The organism is Kribbella sp. NBC_01510, from assembly GCF_045040325.1.
In the GTDB taxonomy this organism is placed as follows: Bacteria; Actinomycetota; Actinomycetes; order Propionibacteriales; family Kribbellaceae; genus Kribbella.
The window spans coordinates 8,484,530-8,502,613 of the sequence record NZ_CP109418.1; the positions used below are offsets into that span (position 1 = coordinate 8,484,530).

An 18,084-nucleotide genomic window follows, 5' to 3' on the forward strand; every position below is an offset into this window, starting at 1 on the left:
TGGCCTGATCCCGGCATGTTCTTAGCCGGAGGTGGTCATCGATGCGGACCAAGAACGCAGTCGGGCGGTACGGCGAGGATCTCGCCGCGAGGTATCTCACGTCGCACGGTTTCGCCGTGCTCGAGCGCAACTGGCGCTGCGAGCTCGGCGAGATCGACATCGTCGCGCGCGAAGGCGACACGCTGGTCGTCTGTGAGGTGAAGACGCGCCGCGGGCTGAACTACGGCAGCCCGCTGGAGTCGATCACCTACCGGAAGCTGACCACGCTCCGCAAGCTGGCCGGCCGCTGGCTGCAGACCCACCAGCTCAGACCCGCGGCAATCCGGATCGACATCATCGCGGTCCTCTTCGACCACAACACGCCGCCGAGCGTCGACCACGTGCGGGGGGCGGCCTGATGTCGCTCGCTCAGACGTGGTCGGTCGCTCTGGTCGGCCTGGAAGGGCATCTGGTCGAGGTCGAAGCGGACATCGCCCAAGGCCTGCCGAAGACAACGCTGATCGGCCTACCGGACGCCTCGCTGTCCGAGGCCCGCGACCGGGTCCGCGCCGCGGTCGTGAACAGCGGGGAGCGATTCCCCGACCGCAAGGTCACCATCGGCCTCTCGCCGGCCACGCTGCCCAAGACCGGTTCTCACTACGATGTCGCGATCGCTCTGGCTCTGCTCACGGCGGCCGGGGTGGTCGAGCCCGGCCCGCTCCGGCAGACGGCGATCATCGGCGAGCTCGGACTCGACGGCCGGGTCCGTGAGGTCCGCGGTGCCCTCGCGATGACGCTGGCCGCCGCCAGGGCCAACTTCGAGCGCATCGTCGTCCCCGAGCTCAACTCCGGCGAAGCCCGCCTGGTCCCCGGCATCGAGGTGTACGGCGTGCGGTCATTGCGGCAGGTGCTCGCGCTGCTCCGCGGGACCGAGGTCCCGGACGAGGCCCCACCCCGCGCCGAGCCGCGGCTGTTGTCCGAGTCGCTGACACGGGTTCCTGAGGTCGACCTCGACGATGTCATCGGCCAACACGAAGGGCGGCGGGCGATCGAGGCCGCGGCCGCGGGTGGGCATCATCTGCTCCTGCACGGGCCGCCAGGGTCCGGCAAGACGATGCTGGCGGAGCGGCTCGCTGGACTGATGCCCGACCTGAGCACGGACGACTCGCTGGAAGTGTCGGCTGTGCACTCGCTGGCCGGACTGCTGACCAGCGACGCCGAGCTCGTCGTTCGTCCGCCGTTCATCGCGCCACACCACACGGCGTCGCTCTCCAGCCTCGTCGGCGGCGGCTCGGGGATGCCGCGGCCCGGTGCCATCAGTTGCGCACACCGCGGGATCCTCTTCATCGACGAGGCGCCCGAGATGCATCCGCTCACCTTGGACACGCTGCGGCAGCCGCTCGAGTCGGGCTACATCGAGGTGCATCGATCGGCCGCCGTGGCCAAGTTCCCGGCACGCTTCATGCTCGTCCTGGCGGCCAATCCCTGCCCCTGCGGACTGTCCGGGACGAACCAAGGGATCTGCAACTGCACGCCTCAAGTGCTGGCGCGCTACCGGCAACGGATCAGCGGCCCGATCAAGGACCGCCTCGATATCCAGCGCCAGATCTTGCCGGCCGCCCGCGCCATCAACGATGAGAAACCGGAGTCGACCGCAGTCGTCGCCGCCCGCGTCCAGTCGGCTCGCGAGCGCCAAGGGCACCGCTACCGCGACACCGGCTGGATCCTCAACAGCGAGGTCCCCGGCCCGGTCCTCCGCCGCGACTACCCACTCGATGCCGCCAGCCACAAACTCCTCGAGGACCTCTACTCCGGCGGCCGCATCACCGCCCGCGGCTTCGACCGCGTCGTCCGCCTCGCCTGGACCTTGGCCGACCTGGAAGGCATCGCCCAACCCACCGTCGACCTCACCCACCAAGCCTTCCAACTCCGCACCGGCGAACCCCTGACCAACCTCGCCGACACCCGCCCCCTCAGCTGAAACACCGCACAACGTCCGCCCGAACAACACCCACCCCTCACCTGACCCGGCGGCGACCGGCCGGCCTCACCCGTCTCCCCGGCTGACTGACCCCACCGACAGCCGTCCCGCACAAGGAGCCCGATATGAACTCGACCTGCGCCACCACGACCAACGGCCTCGCGACGGACGCGAGTCTGCCGCTCAAGACGCCTCCGCCGCCGAACAGACCGGGTCGGGCTGGGGTTGGTGGGGGTGATGACGAGGAGCGGTTGGCTCGGGTTGGGTTGTCTCGGGTGGTGGAGCCCGGGGATCTGGCGGCGCTCAAGGCGTTCGACGGGTTGGACGTGCTGGAGATCTGGGAGCTGCTGCAGCAGAAGGCTCCTGGGGTCGAGCGGTGGTCTACCAGGCTGGCTGAGGCTGAGCCGGAGCGCGACTTGGAGCGAGCGACTGCGGCGGGGGCACGGTTTGTGATTCCTGGGGATGACGAGTGGCCGGAGCAGGTGGAGATCCTCGCCGAGGCCGGCCAGCTGAGCCGCCGAGCGGGCGTGCCGTTCGGCTTGTGGGTCCGCGGCTCGGCGAACCTGCGGCGTGCCCTCACCCAGGCCGTGGCGATGGTGGGTGCGCGCGCATGTTCGTCGTACGGCGAGCATGTCGCGGCTGAGCTGTCGTCGGGATTGGCGGACAACGGCGTCACGGTGGTGTCCGGCGGGGCTTATGGGATCGACGCAGCGGCTCACCGTGGCGCGCTCGCGGCGTCGGGGCTGACGGTTGCGGTGCTGGCGTGCGGGGTCGATGTCAGTTATCCGAAGAGCAACTCGGCCCTGTTCAGCCGGATTGTCGAGGACGGCCTGGTCGTGAGTGAACTACCGCCGGGATGTTCGCCGACGAAATTGCGGTTCCTGTCCCGCAACCGGCTCATCGCCGCCGGCACGCTGGGGACGGTCGTGATCGAGGCCGCCGTACGCAGCGGTGCCCTCAACAGCGCGGGCTGGGCCGAGCAGTGCGGTCGCGCTGTGCTCGCCGTGCCAGGTCCGATCACGTCGCGGATGTCCGAAGGCAGTCACCTCTTGGTCCGCGAACGAGACGCAGTCCTCGTCACGAACGTTGCCGACATCATCGAAGCGATCTCGCCGCTCGGCACCCACCTCAGCCCGTACCCGCACGCCCCCAAGAATCCGATCGACGACCTGAACCACGACGTCCGCCGCACGCTCGACGCCGTCCCTGTCGTCCGTTCCGCCCCTGCCGACCGGATAGCCACCACCGCGGGCTTGGACCTACCCACAACCGAGTGCTGCCTCGACACCCTGGCAGACCTACACCTCATCGAGCACGACGACTCGGGCTGGCGCCTGACCCCAACAACTCCACCACCAGACCAAAGCCCGCCGAGCACATGAGCCCTGGTGCGGTGGTCAGCGGCCGAAGTCGGAGTCTTTGGGGACTTCCAGGTCGGACTTGGCGAGCTCTTCGATGTTGACGTCGCGGAAGGTGACCACCTTGGCGTTCTTGACGAAGCGGGCGGAACGGTAGACGTCCCAGACCCACGCGTCGGCCATCGTCACCTCGAAGTACACGTCGCCGCCCTCGGTGCGGACCTTCAGGTCGACCGCGTTGCACAGGTAGAAACGCCGCTCGGTCTCCACGACGTACTTGAAGATCCCGACGACGTCCTTGTACTCCCGATAGAGCTGTAGCTCCATATCGGTCTCGTACTTCTCGAGGTCGTCAGCGCTCATGCCGCCACCTCGCTACGCTCGGCTCCGGCATGAGCGCTGCGGGGTGCTGAGTTGTTGGTTCGCTCGCTACGCTCACTCACAGGCTCTCCACTCCGGTGGGACTGGTCACATTCTGTCCCATATCGGGCCGCAGACTGCGGCGGACATTCTCGAACCGCCGTCGATGTTGTGGGCACGGGCCGTATTCGTCCAGTGCCGCCTGGTGCTCAGGCGTGCAGTAGCCCTTGTGGATCCCGAAACCGTACTGCGGGTACACCTTGTCCCAGTGCTCCATCACCCGGTCCCGCGTCACCTTGGCGATCACAGATGCGGCGGCGATACAAGCCGCCACGCGGTCACCCTTCCAGATCGCCAGGCCCGGTACGTCGAGACCGTCGACACCGAAGCCGTCGGTCAGCACGTACGCCGGGCGTACGTCGAGACGGAAAAGGGCTCGCCGGAGCGCTTCGACGTTGGCGACGTGCATGCCGAGGCGGTCACACTCCGTCGACTCGATCGAGACCACCGACCAGGCGAGGGCGCGGTTGCGGATCTCGTCGTAGCAGCGATCGCGCGCCTTGGCGGTGAGGAGCTTGGAGTCGGCGAGCTCGGGGATCTGACCGCGCTTGCCCTCCGGCAAGATCACCGCGGCGGCGACCAGCGGGCCGGCGCAGGGTCCACGGCCGGCCTCGTCCACGCCGGCGATCGGGTCCAGGCCGACGCGGCGCAGAGCCCGCTCGTACCCGTACAACCCGGCATCCCGCCGGACCGTGCTCCCGCGCGGCAACGCACTCATGCAGCCCTCCGCATCACACACCCCACCCTAGGCAGCCGCACCGACCAACATTGCAGGAGGTCGGGTGCAGATGGGTGGGTGTGGCGAGTGCGTCGGGTGTGGCCGGGGCCGAAGGGCGAGAGGTTGGGCACCGGGGGTCTCTCACTTGGGTGGTGGGGTGAGGGAGATCGAGGGTTTGTCCGGGGCCGGCCCGGGCGCTGGAACGGCTTTGAAGGTGTCCGGTACGCCGAGTTTGGCCCAGCGGCCGGCGGGCCAGACGATCATGATCGCGCGGCCGGTGATCTTGTCCATCGGGACGAAGGCGGCGTCACCCTGGTTGGCGCCGTCGGAGTCGGTGTCCTGCAGATGGACGCGGGAGTCCCCCGAGGCAGAGCGATGGTCACCCATCACGAACACGCGCCCCGCCGGGACAGTGACCTGGAACTCCATCTGCGACGGCGCGTCGCCCGGATACAGGTAGCTGGTCTCGTCGAGCGGCTGACCGTTGACCAGGAGCCGGCCCTTGGAGTCGCAGCACGCGACCTTGTCGCCCGGCATGCCGATCAGGCGCTTGATCAGGTGACCGTGGCTGGAGTCCGGCAGCAGGCCGACGACCTCGAAGAACCGGCCGATCGAGCCGCGCTTCTGACCGCTCTCCTCCGGGCCGAGCCAGCCGCCCGGATCCTCGAAGACGACCACGTCGCCGCGCTTCACGTCGGTGAGCTTCTCGACCACGACGCGGTCCCCGACCAGCAGGGTGTTCTCCATCGACTCGCTCGGGATGATGAACATCTGCCCGACGAACGCCCGCAGGATCGAAGAGACGATCAGGGCCCCGACCACGATCAGCACGAATTCGCGGGCCGCCGCCCCGAAGCCTGAGCGGTGGCCGGATTTGGCGTCCGTCTTGGTCGGTGTATCGGTCACTTCTTCAGCCCCGGCTTCTTGAAGGTTTCCGGAGGACGCAGCATCGTCATCCGGTCAGACGGCCAGATTACGCAACAGGCCCGGCCAACCACGTTCTCGACCGGCACGAATCCACCGCCGGGGCCGCCCATATGGGCACGGGAGTCGGCCGATTCGGCCCGATTGTCGCCCATCACCCACAGATGGCCGGCCGGCACGACCACGGAGAACGGCACCTCGGACGGCTTGGCGTCCTTGAGCAGGTACTCGCGCTCGTCCAGCGGGATCCCGTTCACGGTGATCTGGCCGGCCTTGTTGCAGCAGACCACCTTGTCACCGCCGATGCCGATGACGCGCTTGACCAGGTGACCCTCGCCGCTGCGCGGCAGGATGCCGACGAACTCACCGACCTTGCGGAACGGGCCGGGCTGCGCCTGCTCCTCGTTCAGCCAGTTGCTCGGGTCCTTGAAGACGATGATGTCGCCGCGGTCGACGTCCCGGTGCAGATAGCTGATCTTCTCGGCCAGGATGCGGTCGTCCTTGGTCAGGGTGTCGTACATCGACTCCGACGGGACGTAGAACGCCTCCGCGACGAACAACCGCAGCACCACCGTGATGACGAGTGCGAGCACCGTCACGGTGGTCATCTCGACAAGCAGACTGAGCAGCGGATTCCGCTGCTTCAGCCTGCGGTGACGTCCCTTGCTGCGACGTGCCCTCGATGCCGGGCGAGGGCGAGCGCGAGTCGCAGTGCTCGGCGCCATAGGTGACCGTCGTCGCTAGAAGACGTTCAGGAGGCCGGGACGTCCCGCTTCTCCTTGATCTTGGCTGCCTTGCCGCGCAGTTCGCGCAGGTAGTAGAGCTTGGCCCGGCGGACGTCGCCGCGAGTCACGACCTCGATCTTCTCGACGATCGGGGTGTGCAGCGGGAAGGTCCGCTCGACGCCGACGCCGAAGCTGACCTTGCGGACCGTGAAGGTCTCCTGCAGGCCACCACCCTGGCGCCGGATCACGACACCCTGGAACACCTGGACGCGGGACCGGTTGCCCTCGACGACCTTGACGTGCACCTTGACGGTGTCACCGGGGCGGAAGGAGGGGATATCGTCGCGCTTGCTCGCGTTGTCGAGCTCGTTCAGGACGTTGCTCATCAGGTGTCTCTTCCTCGCGCGTGCCACAGGTCACCCACGAAATGTCGGTGGTGATGAAGTCATCAAAAGCTGCCGGTCGGTGGTCACCCCCTGTGGCAGGAGCACCGAAGGGCAGCAACGAGCAATCTTGCCACACCGCGCCAGCGGAACCGAAATCAGCGCCGCTTGCGACGCTTCGTGAGCACGACCAGCTCGACTTTCGCGGTTTGCTGCCGTCGATGTACCTCACGGTAACCAGCCTTCCGGTACAGCTCGAGGTTGCGGTCACTCTCCGCACCGGTGTCGAGCTGGTACGACGTGACGCCGGCGGGCGCGAGCTGCTCGGCGACCCGCAGCAACCGGGCCCCCAGACCACGGCCCTGCCAGTCCGGCGCAACCATGAGCCGTCCGATGTGGCCGACCTCACCATCCACGGTCAGGTGCACTGAGCCGACGATCCGCGTGCCCGCGACCGCCTTGAGCACGCCGCCCTGCTTGACCCTGGCGACACACGCGTCCAGCTCCTCGGCCAGCGGCGGGATGGCGAGATCGCCGTAGAGCCGTCCCTCCGAGAGGAAGGCTGCCAGCTGCAGCGTGTAGAGCTCCCCCGCGTCCTCCTCGGTGGCCGGCAGCAGCCGGACCTGAGACGCGGCATCATCCTTCCCGGCGACCGCATCGCCCCACGCCGCGAGCAGATCAGGCCGGCGCTCGGCAGTACGGCGTACCGACTCCTCGTGGTGCCAGTCCGCGATCAGGCCGTGGTTCCCCGAGAGCAGTACGTCGGGTACGTCGTACCCGCGCCAGCTCGGGGGTTTCGTGTAGACCGGGTACTCGAGCAGGCCGTCGCCGGAGTGCGACTCCTCGGCCAGGGACTCCGGGTTGCCGATCACTCCGGGCAGGAGGCGAGCCACTGCCTCGACCATGACGAGTACGGCGACCTCACCGCCGTTGAGCACGTAGTCGCCGATGGATACCTCGTCGACCCGCATGCGCTCACCGGCGTACGACGCGACCCGCGCGTCGATGCCCTCGTAGCGGCCGCACGCGAAAGCGAGCCATGGCTCAGCCGCGAGCTCATAGGCGAGTTCCTGGGTGAAAGGGCGGCCTGCGGGCGTCGGCACGATCAGCCGGGGTTGCGTCGGGCCGTCTGCGGGCGCGATGGCGTCGATTGCCTGGCCCCACGGCTCCGGCTTCATCACCATGCCGGCGCCACCGCCGTACGGGGTGTCGTCGACGGTTCGGTGCCGGTCGTGGGTCCAGTCGCGCAGATCGTGCAGGTGGATGTCCAGGAGGCCGCTCTTGGCCGCCTTGCCGACCAGGGAGACGTCGAGCGCGGCCAGGTACTCCGGGAAGATCGTGACGACGTCCAGCCTCATCTGTCCGGCCTCACTCCGGGCCCGGCTCGGTCGGGGCCACCTCGGCGCCCTCCGGGTCCAGCAGACCGGGCCGGTCGGCCACGACGACGTACCGCTTGTCCACGTTGATCTCCGGGACCAGCTCCTCGACCAGTGGCACGAGTACGGCGTTGCCCGCGGGGCGGCGGATCTCCAGGAGGTCCTGCGAAGGCAGGTGTACGACGTCGATGATCTCTCCGGCCTCGGCGCCGTCGTCGGTGCGGACGGCCAGGCCGATCAGCTCGCGGTCGTAGTACTCCTCCGGGTCCTCGGGGCGCTCGTCCTCCGAGACCTCGGATCGCACGGTCAGATTCCGCAACTGCTCGGCCGCGGTCCGGTCCGGCACGTCGGCGAACTTCACCAGCAGCCGCCCACTGTGCCAGCGGCTCGCGGCCACGGTCAGCGTCCGCGGCACCTTCGAGTCCGTCACCACGGTCGCGCCCTCCGCGAACCGCCGATCCGGCTCATCCGTGCGGACGTCCACCCCGACCTCGCCCTTGAGACCATGCGCCCGGCCGATCCGTCCGACAGTCACCAACACCCGCACAAACCTCTCTCTGCAGACACGACGATTCACCTGAGGATATGGCGAAGGGCCGCACCCGGTGGGGTGCGGCCCTTCGGGGACTGCTGCGAGTCAGCGGCGCGGACGCCGGTTGAGCTCGTCGACGAAGTCGATGCGCAGGGAGGACTCGGAGCTGAGGGCGCCGACGACGGTACGGATGGCGGTGGCGGTCCGGCCGTTGCGGCCGATCACCTTGCCGATGTCGTCGGGGTGGACGTGCACCTCGAGGGTGCGGCCACGCCGCAGGTTCCGGGCCCGGACGCTGACGTCGTCGGGGTTGTCCACGATGCCTCGGACCAGGTGCTCGAGCGCCTCGGTCTCCATCATCGTCAGGCCTTGGCGTCGTCGGCCGGCGCGGCCTCGGTGGCAGCCTCGGCCGGAGCCTCAGCAGCCTCGGCCTTGGGCTCCTCGGCCTTGGGCTCCTCGGCCTTGGGCTCCTCGGCCTTGGGCGCGTCGTCCTTCTTCTCGGCCGTCTTCTTCGCCGCGGTCTTCTTGGCGGTGACGGCCTCGGTCTTCAGCGTGCCGTGCGCCTCGGCGAGGGCCTCGTTGAAGATCTCCTGCTTGTCCCGCTTCGGCTCCTTGACCCGCAGCGGCGCCGGAGCGGCCTCGCCCTTGAACTTCTGCCAGTCGCCGGAGGCCTTGAAGATCGCCTCGACGGCCTCGGTCGGCTGCGCGCCGACGCTCAGCCAGTACTGCGCCCGGTCCGACTCGACGTGGATGAACGACGGCTCGGTCTTCGGGTTGTACTTGCCGATCTCCTCGATGGCGCGGCCGTCACGCTTGGTGCGGGCGTCCATCACGACGATGCGGTAGTGCGGCGCACGCTTCTTGCCGATGCGCTTCAAACGGATCTTGACTGCCACGTTTGTGGGGTCTCCCTTGGATTACATGTCTGGGTGAGCAGCACAGCGTCGTGGGGACAACGGGTGACCACTCGAATGGGCCGCATCAGGCAGTGGAGTTAGAGGGCTGCACGAACCTGGACGGACTCAGCAGGCCATTGTGCCAGATAGTCGGGTACGGCGACGAATCCGGCGTCACGCCCGGAAGCGGGCGAGATCCGGCAGTTGGCCGGCGTACGCGTCGAGAAGCTTCCCCGCGGCGGTCACGGAGTCGATCAAAGGATGCCAGGCGAAGGCCCGCAACGCGGCATCCCGGGATCCGGAGGCCGCGGCTTCGATCGTGGACCGTTCGACAGCCTTGACCGAGCAGACCAGACCGGCCTGGTGGTCCGTCAGCTGGGACACCGTGACGGGCAGCGCACCGTTGGCGTCGACCGTGCAGGGGATCTCGACCACGGCGTCGTCGTCCAACTGACGCAGTACGCCACGGTTCCGGACGTTCAGGATCAGGGAGGCCCGCTCGTTGTGGGCGATCGCCCGCATCAGCGACAGCGCGACCTGCTCGTATCCCCCGGCCGCCATGTCCCGCTCGTCGCGCTCTCCCGCGTCGGCGATCTCGCGGCTCTCCACCATGTACGTCGACTCACGCTCGGCCCGCGTCTTCTGCCACAGCTCCAGCGCGTGGTCCGGATGCTGCTCGGTCTCGGCGTAGAACGCGGACTGCTGCTCCAGCAGGAACGTCCCCCGCGTCTGCCGAACCCCCTGTACGGCGGCCAGCGTCTCGCGCGCGAAGTAGTAGTAATGCAAGTACTCGTTCGGGATGCATCCCAACGACCGCAGCCAGTCCGCGCCGAACAGCCGCCCCTCCTCGAACGACGCCAGCGCATCGCTCGACGCCAGCAGCTCAGGCAGCCGATCCACTCCACCCGACCGCAGACCGCGCAGCCAGCCCAGGTGGTTCAGCCCCGCGTAGTCGTAGAAGGCAGTCGACGGATCGAGTCCGAGCGCCAGCGCCGCCCGACGGCCCAGCCCGGACGGTGAGTCACAGATCCCGATCACCCGGTCCCCCAGGTACGGGATCATCGCCTCGGTCACCATCCCCGCCGGGTTGGTGAAGTTGATGACCCAGGCCTCGGGCGCGACCGCCGCGATCCGCTGGGCGATTCCCACGGCGACCGGCAGCGTCCGTAGGCCGTAAGCGATCCCACCGGCTCCGACCGTCTCCTGCCCGAGTACGCCGAGATCCAGCGCGACCCGCTCGTCGACAGTCCGCCCTTCCAGACCGCCCACCCGGATGGCCGAGAAAACGAAATCCGCACCACGCAGCGCGTCGTCCAGATTGGTCGTTTCGGTGACCACCGGAGCGTCGGCCACCGCTGCGGCCTGCTGCCGCAGCACCGCGGCGATCGACGCGAGCCGCGTCCGGTCGGCGTCGTACAGCACCACCGACGTGATCCGCCCGGCGCCACGATCACCCAGCAACGCCTGATAGACGAGCGGCACCCGGAATCCACCGCCGCCGAGAATGGTCAGCCTCACGCCAACATCACCTGTACCCCCGCCTCCGCCAGTTGGGCCCGGGTCGCCTCGTCGGCGTCGGGCTCGGTCACCACCATGAAGAGTTCGCCCGGCTCGCAGACCCGCGCAACCCCGTGCCCCGGGAACTTCGTCCGGTCCGCCAGCAGCACCACCCGGTCGGCGGCCTTGATCATCGCGCGCTTCACCGGCACCTCGATCATCGTGCTGTCCATGACGCGCCCGTCCGGCCGGACCCCACTGGTCCCGAGGAACAGCCAGTCGACGTGGATCTGCCGCAGGCTCTCCTCGGTCAGATACCCGACCAGGGACCGGTAGCTCCGCCGGACGAACCCGCCGAGCACGATCAGCTCGATCTGCTCGTCGTGCTGCAACTCCTCGAGTACGGCGAGATTGCTCGTCACCACCGTCATCGAGCGGCCGTGCAGGTGCTGCGCGACCCGCAGCGCGGTGGTCCCGATGTCGAGCAACACCGACTCGCCGTCACTCACCAACTCCGCGGCCCGCCGCGCGATCCGGTCCTTCTCCTCGGCATGTACGGCGTTCACGTCCGCGAACGGCTCGTCACCGCCGTCAACCGCGAGCGCGCCACCGTAGACCCGGGTGAGCCGGCCCTCGGCGTGCAACTGCTCGAGGTCGCGGCGAATCGTAGCCTCACTGACCCCCAAGTGGCCGGCCAGCACCTTGACGCCCCCGGCCCCGTCGGCCCGGAGCGCGCGGACGATCTGATCCTGTCGCTGCTTCGGCAACACAGACAGACCGTATCACGCAAACTCTGTCATTTTCAGTCAATGTCGTGAGCAGGTATTGCGGATCTTGCGCAGTAGCTCCAAGATTCATGCACGAGTTTGATCGACCCTGCAGGAGCGTGCTGAAACGTGGACGAGCGGAGCGAGTTCACCATCCAACACAGCGTCTTTCGTGCCTCATCCGCGCCCGGAGCGAAGCGAGGACGTGGATGAGTGCGCTGGACGTGGTGGTGTCCGGCCTGGTCTTCCAGGATCTGGTGCTCGGCCTGCCCACTCCGCCCCGGCCCGGCACCGAAGTCTGGGCCGCCGATTCGCACGAGAGCCCCGGCGGCATCGCGAACTTCGCGGTCGCGCTCGCCCGGCTCGGCCTGCGGACCGGACTGGCCGCAGCGTTCGGCGCGGACCCCGAAGGCGACCACATCTGGGACAGCCTGACCGCCGAGGGCATCGACCTGACTCTCTCCCGCAAGCTCGCCGGCTGGCGGACCCCGCTCACCGTGGCCCTTGCCTATGACAACGATCGGGCACTCGTCACCCGCGGGACCCCTCCCCCGCTGTCGGCCGACGAGCTGATCACCGCGCCACCGGCCGCCCGAGCCGTCGCCGCCCACATCGGCCCCTGGCCGAACGAGTGGCTGGCGAAGGCGAAAGCGGCCGGTTGCGTGGTGTTCGCCGACGTCGGATGGGATCCGTCCGAGCAGTGGGACCCCGCCGTGCTCGATCAGCTCGAGCACTGCGACGTGTTCCTGCCGAACGCCGGCGAAGCCATGAGCTACACCCGGACGGACAGTCCGGAGCAGGCGCTCGACCGGCTGGCGGAGCAGGTGCCGCTGGTCGTCGTGTCGAACGGCGCCTCCGGAGCCCTCGCGCTCGACGCGAGTACTGGCGAGAGAGTCGCCGTACCTGCGTATCCGGTCCCGGCGGCGGACACCACCGGGGCGGGTGATGTGTTCGCCGCCGGTTTCATCGCCGCCACGTTATGGGAGCTGCCACTCGAGCAGCGCGTGCGGTTCGCCGCACTCACCGCCGCGCTGTCGGTCACCCGGCTGGGCGGCGCCGACGCCGCGCCCCGTTGGGCGGACCTGGCGGCCTGGCAGGCCGCGCATCCCGAAGACCACCACCTCCATGCGCTGATCAGCGCCCACTCAGGAAGGTAGAACCCATGGAGCTCTCACGTCGGACGCTGCTCGGGGGCTTCACGGCCGTGCTTGGCGGATCCCTCGTCGGCTGCTCGTCCGGAATGGACACCGGGGAGACGGCGAAGAAGAACACCACCACCGCGCTGGCGATGTGGTGCTGGCCGGGCGGTCTGGGCAAGTCCGTGCTCGACGACACGATCGCGCACTTCCCCGACCCGAAGATCAAGTACTCCGAGATCGGCGGCGACTTCAAGCAGAAGCTGATCACCACCTTCAACGGCGGTACGGGCATCCCGGACATCACCGGCATCAAGGGCGAGGACATCGCCTCGCTGCTGCCGCAGGCCGAGCGGTTCGTGGACCTGAAGACGGTCGGCGCGGACTCGATCCTCGGCGACTACCTGGACTGGAAGGTCAAGCAGGCCACGACGCTGGACGGCAAGGTGATCGGCCTGCCGATCGACGTCGGCCCGACCGCGCTGTTCTACCGCGAGGACGTTTTCGCCGCCGGCGGACTGCCGAGCGACCCGGCCAAGGTGGCCGAGCAGCTGAAGACCTGGGACGACTTCTTCGCCGCCGGGGTCGAGCTGAAGAAGGCGAACCCGAAGGCGCCGCTCGTCTGGGACGCCACCGACCTGTACGACATGGTCGTCGGCCAGGGCACCGAGCGGTACATCTCCAAGGACAACACCTTCATCGGCGACCAGGACCACATCCGCAAGGCCTGGGACACCTCGGTCAAGGCGATGACGCTGAAGATCGACGGCAAGACGCCGAGCGGTGGCCCGGACTGGAACGCCGGCCTCGACCAGGGCACGATCCCCGCGCACATCGGCGCCGCCTGGGTGGCGCTGGACATCAAGTCGGCGGTCAAGACCAGCGTCGGCAAGTGGCGGCTGGCCCCGACGCCGAGCGGACCGGCGAACTTCGGCGGCTCGTTCCTCGCGATCACCAAGAACGCGGCCGACCCGCAGAAGGCGTTCGAGGTGATCAAGTACATGCTCAGCCCGGACAACGAGGCGAAGGCGTTCGGCGATGCCCAGATCTTCCCCTCCGCACCGGCGGCGTACGACAGGCCGCAACTGAAGGCGGCCGACCCGTTCTTCGGCGGGCAGGTGCCGATCGACACCTTCGGCCCGGCCGCCAAGGCCATCCCGGTGGCGTACCAGAGCCCGTTCGACGACGCTGTGGCCGCGCCGTTCCACGACGAGCTCAAGACCGTGCAGACCGGCTCCAAGACCTCCGACGCCGCCTGGGCCTCCGCAGTGTCGAAGGCGAAAGCGATCGCCAAGCGCCAGGGCGTGCAATGACTGAGTCATGGCCGCGCCTCCGGCGCGGCGGGTCATGGGGCTGGTGCTCCCGGCCTTCCCTCGTCGCTCCAGTCGCTTCGCTCCCTCCGCTCCTCAGTCCAGGCCGGGAGGCCCCATGACCGGAACGGCAACCGCGCCGGCCACGAGTACCGCGCCGCTGACCGGATCCCCTGCCGGTCGGCGGCGCGGGCGCCGGGTCTGGTCGTACTGGCGGTTCTACCTGGCGCTGTCGCCGTTCTACGTGCTGTTCGCGGTCTTCGGGCTCTACCCGATGGTGTCGACGATCGTGCTGGCGTTCCAGCGCTGGGACGGTCTGAGCGCCCGCCGGTTCACCGGACTGGACAACTTCAGGTTCCTGGTCGCGGACCCGACGTTCTGGCAGGCGCTGAAGAACACCGTGGTCCTGTTCCTGATGTCCACGGTTCCGACACTGGCCATTGCCTTGGTGCTCGCGGTGATGCTGCAGTCCGCCGTACGGTTCACGAACGTCTACCGGATCGCGTACTTCATCCCGAACGTCACCTCGCTGGTGGCGATGGCGATCTTCTTCAGTTCGGTGTTCAGCACCAACTTCGGCCTGGTCAACGCGGCCCTGCGCTCGCTGGGCATCCCGCAGCAGGACTGGCTCGGCGAGCCCTGGGGGATCAAGATCGCGATCTCGACGATGATCGTGTGGCAGTGGGTCGGGTACAACACGCTGATCTATCTGGCCGGTCTGCAAGCCATCCCGAGAGAGCAGTACGAGGCGGCCAAGGTCGACGGGGCCGGCGCCGTCCGGACGTTCTTCTCGATCACGCTGCCGCAACTGCGGCCGGTCGTGTTGTTCACCGTGATCATCTCGACCATCGGCGGACTGCAGACCTTCACCGAGCCGCAGGTGATGGTCGGCAACAGCGGCGGCACCGGGCAGAGCGGGATGACCGTCGTCCTGTTCTTCTACCGGGCCGCGTTCCTGGACAACGACTACGGGTACGCCGCCGCGATCGCGCTGAGCATCTTCCTCCTCGTGCTGTTGTTCACGGCCGTCAACTGGCGGATCTTCCGCGGCCGGGGAGAGGACCGATGATGCGCTACCGATGGCGCGGGATCGCGCTGCACGCCGTCCTCGTGCTGGCCCTGCTGGTGTTCATGTTCCCGTTCGCCTGGACCATCATCATGGCGTCGAACAGTACGGCGGACATCTACCGGTTCCCGCCGAAGTTCACCTTCGGGTCGCAGTTCGACGACAACGTCCGGCACGTGCTGGCGAACGTAGCGTTCTTCCAGTCGATGGCGAACACCGCGGTGGTGGCGATCTCCACCACGCTGCTGGTGCTGTTCTTCGATTCGCTGGCCGCGTTCACCTTCGCCAAGTTCCGGTTCCCCGGACGGCAGGCGCTGTTCGTGCTGTTGCTGGCGACGATGCTGCTGCCCGCGCAGTTGGCCGCCGTGCCCCAGTTCCAGACGATGGCGATCCTCGGGTGGGTCGGTTCGCTGAAGGCGCTGATCATCCCGGGGGCGGCGAACGCCTTCGGCATTTTCTGGATGCGGCAGTACTTCCAGAACTCGATCCACGACGAACTGGTCGAGGCCGCGACGCTCGACGGCTGCGGGTTCCTCGGCACGTACTGGCACGTCGCACTGCCATCGGCGCGGCCGGCGCTGGCGTTCCTCGGCATCTTCACGTTCGTCGCGTCCTGGAACGACTACATGTGGCCGCTGATCGTGCTGACCAATCCCGACCACCTCACGCTGCAGGTGGCGCTGTCCACGCTGAACCGGTCGCACGGCGTCGACTACAGCATGGTGATGACCGGTGCGTTGATGGCGATGGTGCCGCTGGTGATCGTCTTCGCGATCTTCGCCCGCCAGTTCATCAAGGGTGCGACGGAGGGCGCCGTACGTGGATGAGCACACCGGTGGCGACCAGAGCCTCGCCGGCCAGATAGATCAGGAAGACCGGGGCCGAGCCACCCTGAGTCCAGGTGGGGACGGCACCGATGACGCCGAGCGCGACGTATGTCACGACGGCGGCTGTCAGCCAGGCCCGGGTCTCGACCGCGGCCAGCGCCGACCAGCCGAGCGCGACCGTCACGAGGGGGTCGAGCAGGAACAGCCCGGTGACAGTGAGCAGCGAATGGCCGTCCGAGTCCTTCACCAGCAACGCCACCAGCAACACGATGCCGCCGGCCACAACCAGGGCGCTCGGCACTCGCGGAACCGGCCACCACGGCCAGTTCCCGGGCCGCAGTCCGACCAGGAGTACGACGATCAGTACGGCCGCGGTCGCCGCGGTAGCGACCCAGGCGCCGGTGTCGAAGGCGGTGATGCCGCCGCCGAGGACTATGACGCCGGCTGTAAGCGCGGACACCGCGCAGCCGGCCACGACGCCGAGAGCGACGCGGCCCCACCAGCGAGCGCCCAGCGATGCCAGCAGGGCAGCGATCGAGGCCAGGAACAACGGGTCGCCCGGGCTGCGGTGGACGTACCAGCCGGTGGTGTCCGGGTCATACCAGAGCTTGCGGGAGTCGGTGGACCCCGGCCAGTTCACCAGGACGAGGAAGAGCGAGCCGACGACCAGTACGGCGATCAGCCACCAGGGAACCGTGCTCGCCGGAGGCCCGGAGGCCGTCGGCCGGCGGCCGGCCACCACCGGTCGCAGCACGCCCGCAGGTTGCGTGGTCGACCGGGGTTGGGGGGACGGCTCGGGTTGCGGCCTGGGCTTGGGTTGCGGGGACTGGCCGACGGTCGGCGTCGGCTGTGCCTGCTCGGGTTCCGGCGGCTTCGGGATCGGGGTCGGCTTGGCCGGGAGTTCGGGTTCGGGTGGTGGGGGTGGTGGTTCGGACTCGGTGTCCGGCATCGTCAGCCGGACCGGCACCGTGCACTGCCCAGTCGGTCCCTCGACGATCACCGAAGCGAGGCGGTCAGTCGGTGCGGTAGGCGCAGCGGTCACCCGCACGGTCGCGCCTTCCTGCTCCACCCGGACCCAGCGGACCTCGGATGACGCGACGGCGATCCGGGCGATCGGTGGTCCCTCGACCCGCAGTTCACCCACCGCCACACCATCGGCCAGCTCGAGGTCTAGCTCGGCCGGCGCGACCCGCGGGACGCCTCGGGCGATTGCTTCGGTTGCCGCTTCGGAGACCTTGCGGCTGTCGTCGTCGACCATCCGGTGCAGTGCCTGCCACGCGGCGTACGCCTGCGCGAGATCCGCGTCGTCCAGGCGCTCACGCAGGTAGTCGACGACCCCGAACCTTGCTGCCGGCAACGGACTCTCCATCGCCTCCGACAGTTCGGGGGCGAGCGGGGCCGGGGTGATCCGGCGGATCCGGCTGCGCGCGATCAGCAGCTCACCCTGCGATCCGAACGTCCACATCTGCGGGTTCTGGTTCGGCGTGACCCGATGAACCCGGTCGGTCACGTACCCGACCAGCTCGGTGAGTCCGACCCAACCGTCGCCATCCTTGTCCGCCTCACCGGTGGTCAGGCCGTCCACGACGGCGCTGGTGAACACCGACGGAGCCGGCGTCGACGCATCCGCTGTCAGCTGGCCGCCCTCGAAGGCGTACTCCATCGCGCTGGACGCCGTGACGATCACGCGGCCACGCCCGCCGCCGACCTGCTCCTGCCCGGCGAACGCGTCCCGGACCTGCGCCTCGCCGGACGCGCGGACCACCATGCCCCGCGGGAATGCGCCGCCGTAGCAACAGTCCAGGAACAGTGCGATCCGCTGGGCGCGGCTGTCGGCCATCTGCCGGTTGACGAAGTCCGCCGCCACCGCGGTCGACGCAAGCCTCGTCGGCAGGGTGTCCGCGACGGCCAGGAACAGCTCGCCGGCCGCGTTCTTCAAGCCATGGCAGGAGAAGTGCAGCAACAGCAGGTCCTCGGGCGCGCGGTCGGCGAAGAAGTCCTCGACCGCGAACCTGATCTCCTGGGCCGATTCGTTGTGCAGAACGCGGACCTCGAACCCGCCGATCGACGGATCCGTCAGCACCTCCGCCAGCGCGGCCGCGTCCTGGGCCGGGGCGGCCAGGCTGCGCAGCCCAGGATCGGCGTACTCGTCGTTGGCTACGACGAGCGCGACGCGCGAGCCGCCCATC

19 protein-coding genes are annotated in these 18,084 nt (G+C 68.6%); 7 read left to right on the forward strand and 12 right to left on the reverse strand.

Annotation, left to right across the window (positions count from 1 at the left end):
- The first annotated feature begins 41 nt into the window (after positions 1-41).
- The 3 genes from OG558_RS41410 (at position 42) to dprA (ending at position 3,342) form a co-directional block, all read left to right on the forward strand.
- Positions 42-398 carry a YraN family protein gene (locus tag OG558_RS41410; protein WP_328519468.1) on the forward strand — a complete coding sequence of 119 codons (357 nt, stop codon included), beginning with the start codon at positions 42-44 and terminating at the stop codon, positions 396-398.
- Positions 398-1,960, forward strand: a complete 1,563-nt coding sequence (locus OG558_RS41415) for a YifB family Mg chelatase-like AAA ATPase (RefSeq protein ID WP_405067919.1) — start codon at positions 398-400, stop codon at positions 1,958-1,960. The genes OG558_RS41410 and OG558_RS41415 overlap by 1 nt, the downstream gene beginning before the upstream one ends.
- Positions 1,961-2,085: 125 nt before the next feature.
- Complete coding sequence (gene dprA, locus OG558_RS41420) at positions 2,086-3,342, forward strand: DNA-processing protein DprA (RefSeq protein WP_405067920.1); 1,257 nt, start codon at positions 2,086-2,088, stop codon at positions 3,340-3,342.
- Between the two features lie 15 nt (positions 3,343-3,357).
- On the opposite strand, the gene OG558_RS41425 is transcribed toward dprA, so the two are convergent.
- From OG558_RS41425 to OG558_RS41475, 11 genes are all read right to left on the reverse strand, one after another.
- Entirely contained in the window at positions 3,358-3,681 is a 324-nt protein-coding gene (locus OG558_RS41425; protein WP_012922325.1) for a DUF2469 domain-containing protein, read from the reverse strand.
- A gap of 76 nt (positions 3,682-3,757) precedes the next feature.
- Entirely contained in the window at positions 3,758-4,456 is a 699-nt protein-coding gene (locus OG558_RS41430; RefSeq protein ID WP_329479530.1) for a ribonuclease HII, read from the reverse strand.
- Positions 4,457-4,597: 141 nt separating this feature from the next.
- Entirely contained in the window at positions 4,598-5,362 is a 765-nt protein-coding gene (gene lepB / locus OG558_RS41435) for a signal peptidase I (protein ID WP_405067921.1), read from the reverse strand.
- Positions 5,359-5,988: a signal peptidase I gene (gene lepB, locus OG558_RS41440; RefSeq protein ID WP_405067922.1), complete on the reverse strand. Its 630-nt coding sequence runs from the start codon at positions 5,986-5,988 to the stop codon at positions 5,359-5,361. The genes lepB (OG558_RS41435) and lepB (OG558_RS41440) overlap by 4 nt, the downstream gene beginning before the upstream one ends.
- 143 nt (positions 5,989-6,131) lie before the next feature.
- The gene (gene rplS / locus OG558_RS41445) at positions 6,132-6,491 is read right to left on the reverse strand and encodes a 50S ribosomal protein L19 (RefSeq protein ID WP_329479536.1); all 360 of its coding nucleotides are present in this window, start codon (positions 6,489-6,491) and stop codon (positions 6,132-6,134) included.
- A 155-nt stretch (positions 6,492-6,646) separates the two neighbouring features.
- Complete coding sequence (gene trmD / locus OG558_RS41450; RefSeq protein ID WP_405067923.1) at positions 6,647-7,846, reverse strand: tRNA (guanosine(37)-N1)-methyltransferase TrmD; 1,200 nt, start codon at positions 7,844-7,846, stop codon at positions 6,647-6,649.
- Between the two features lie 10 nt (positions 7,847-7,856).
- Entirely contained in the window at positions 7,857-8,405 is a 549-nt protein-coding gene (gene rimM, locus OG558_RS41455) for a ribosome maturation factor RimM (protein WP_405067924.1), read from the reverse strand.
- 96 nt (positions 8,406-8,501) lie between these two features.
- Complete coding sequence (locus tag OG558_RS41460; protein WP_328526964.1) at positions 8,502-8,753, reverse strand: RNA-binding protein; 252 nt, start codon at positions 8,751-8,753, stop codon at positions 8,502-8,504.
- 5 nt (positions 8,754-8,758) lie between these two features.
- Complete coding sequence (rpsP, locus tag OG558_RS41465; RefSeq protein ID WP_405067926.1) at positions 8,759-9,292, reverse strand: 30S ribosomal protein S16; 534 nt, start codon at positions 9,290-9,292, stop codon at positions 8,759-8,761.
- Between the two features lie 174 nt (positions 9,293-9,466).
- Positions 9,467-10,810 (reverse strand): 6-phospho-beta-glucosidase, encoded by a 1,344-nt coding sequence (locus tag OG558_RS41470; RefSeq protein ID WP_405067927.1) that lies wholly within the window; start codon positions 10,808-10,810, stop codon positions 9,467-9,469.
- Positions 10,807-11,559: a DeoR/GlpR family DNA-binding transcription regulator gene (locus OG558_RS41475; protein ID WP_405067928.1), complete on the reverse strand. Its 753-nt coding sequence runs from the start codon at positions 11,557-11,559 to the stop codon at positions 10,807-10,809. Before OG558_RS41475 ends, OG558_RS41470 begins: the two co-directional genes overlap by 4 nt.
- Before the next feature lie 206 nt (positions 11,560-11,765).
- On the opposite strand from OG558_RS41475, the gene OG558_RS41480 reads away from it, so the two are divergent.
- From OG558_RS41480 to OG558_RS41495, 4 genes are all read left to right on the forward strand, one after another.
- Positions 11,766-12,713: a carbohydrate kinase family protein gene (locus tag OG558_RS41480; RefSeq protein WP_405067929.1), complete on the forward strand. Its 948-nt coding sequence runs from the start codon at positions 11,766-11,768 to the stop codon at positions 12,711-12,713.
- 5 nt (positions 12,714-12,718) lie between these two features.
- Entirely contained in the window at positions 12,719-14,005 is a 1,287-nt protein-coding gene (locus OG558_RS41485; protein ID WP_405067930.1) for an ABC transporter substrate-binding protein, read from the forward strand.
- Between the two features lie 115 nt (positions 14,006-14,120).
- Positions 14,121-15,071 carry a carbohydrate ABC transporter permease gene (locus OG558_RS41490; RefSeq protein ID WP_405067931.1) on the forward strand — a complete coding sequence of 317 codons (951 nt, stop codon included), beginning with the start codon at positions 14,121-14,123 and terminating at the stop codon, positions 15,069-15,071.
- Positions 15,071-15,895 (forward strand): carbohydrate ABC transporter permease, encoded by an 825-nt coding sequence (locus OG558_RS41495; RefSeq protein WP_405072285.1) that lies wholly within the window; start codon positions 15,071-15,073, stop codon positions 15,893-15,895. Before OG558_RS41490 ends, OG558_RS41495 begins: the two co-directional genes overlap by 1 nt.
- Here OG558_RS41495 and OG558_RS41500 read toward each other — a convergent pair.
- The gene (locus OG558_RS41500) at positions 15,861-18,083 is read right to left on the reverse strand and encodes a caspase family protein (protein ID WP_405067932.1); all 2,223 of its coding nucleotides are present in this window, start codon (positions 18,081-18,083) and stop codon (positions 15,861-15,863) included. The genes OG558_RS41495 and OG558_RS41500 overlap by 35 nt on opposite strands.
- Position 18,084 lies beyond the last annotated feature (1 nt).